At 46.8% G+C, this 1,279-nt stretch carries 2 protein-coding genes; one reads left to right on the top strand and one right to left on the bottom strand.

Going from position 1 to position 1,279, the window contains the following annotated elements:
* Positions 1-17 precede the first annotated feature (17 nt).
* The gene (gene hflC, locus R7E42_RS24440) at positions 18-998 is read left to right on the top strand and encodes a protease modulator HflC (protein ID WP_005460668.1); all 981 of its coding nucleotides are present in this window, start codon (positions 18-20) and stop codon (positions 996-998) included.
* Positions 999-1,082: 84 nt separating this feature from the next.
* Here the strand turns inward: hflC and R7E42_RS24435 are convergent, their stop codons facing one another.
* A complete protein-coding gene (locus tag R7E42_RS24435; RefSeq protein WP_318073154.1) occupies positions 1,083-1,268 on the bottom strand; it encodes a DUF2065 domain-containing protein in 186 nt (61 codons plus the stop codon).
* Positions 1,269-1,279 lie beyond the last annotated feature (11 nt).

Here is a 1,279-nt window from a genome sequence, read left to right as displayed (position 1 = left end):
CAAGGGAGATACTAAGAATGCGTAAGTTAATGATCCCTGTACTGGTAATCGCACTAGCATTGATGCTGATGTCTCTGTTTGTGATTCCTGAAGGTGAGCGCGGTATAGTGGTTCGATTTGGTCGTGTTCTTAAAGACAACAACGACATCACTCGAATTTATGAGCCGGGTCTGCATTTCAAAATGCCACTGTTTGATCGCGTGAAGCAGTTAGATGCTCGTATTCAAACGATGGATGGACGTGCTGACCGTTTCGTAACGTCAGAGAAAAAAGACGTTATCATCGATTCGTACGTGAAATGGCGTATTGAAGACTTCGGCCGTTACTACCTTGCAACAGGCGGTGGTAACTCTCTGACAGCCGAAGCGCTTCTTGAGCGTAAAGTCACAGACGTACTTCGTTCTGAAATCGGTGCTCGTGAAATCAAGCAAATCGTTTCAGGTCCACGTAATGATGACGTGCTACCAGAAGACGCAAGCAGTGATGAAGTGAACACAGAAGCGGCACGTGAAGCGTTAGAAATTGATGGTGAACGTGACCTAATCATGTCGGATGTACTGCGAGATACTCGTGAAAGTGCAATGAAAGACTTGGGTGTTCGCGTTGTCGATTTCCGTATGAAGAAAATCAACCTTCCTGATGAGATCAGTGAGTCAATTTACCGTCGTATGCGCGCTGAGCGTGAGTCGGTAGCTCGTAAGCACCGTTCTCAAGGTCGTGAGAAAGCAGAAATCATTCGTGCACAAGCGGAACTTGAAGTAGCAACCATTCTTGCAGAAGCGGATAAAACCGCTCGTGTTACACGCGGTGAAGCGGATGCAGAAGCAGCGAAGATCTATGCGAATGCATACAACAAAGATCCTGAGTTCTTCAGCTTCCTACGTTCTCTAAGAGCATACGAAAAATCATTCAGCTCTAAGAACGACATTCTTGTTCTGGATCCGAAGAGTGACTTCTTCCAGTACATGAATAACGCGAAAGGTGCGAAAGCTGAATAAGCGAACCATCTGAAATCTAAAAAGGCTCCGTAAGGAGCCTTTTTTGTATCGGTTGTACCGTTGGTTTTGGTATGCCACCAAACATTAGCTCATCATAAATGCGATGACGGCTCCCGCCACCACAAGGCAGCCACCAATGCGCCGTAGCTGGTTGTCCGGTTGTTCACTCAGCTGTGCCACCATGTTTCGCCAGCCGTTTGGCGCGATCAAAGGGCCTATGCCTTCGACAATTAAAACAAGTCCAATCGCTAGCCAAATAGAGTCAGGCATAAAGATTTCCA

Source organism: Vibrio sp. Vb1337, from assembly GCF_033338715.1.
Taxonomy (GTDB): domain Bacteria; phylum Pseudomonadota; class Gammaproteobacteria; order Enterobacterales; family Vibrionaceae; genus Vibrio; species Vibrio alginolyticus.
This window is presented reverse-complemented; position numbering and strand designations above follow the sequence as displayed.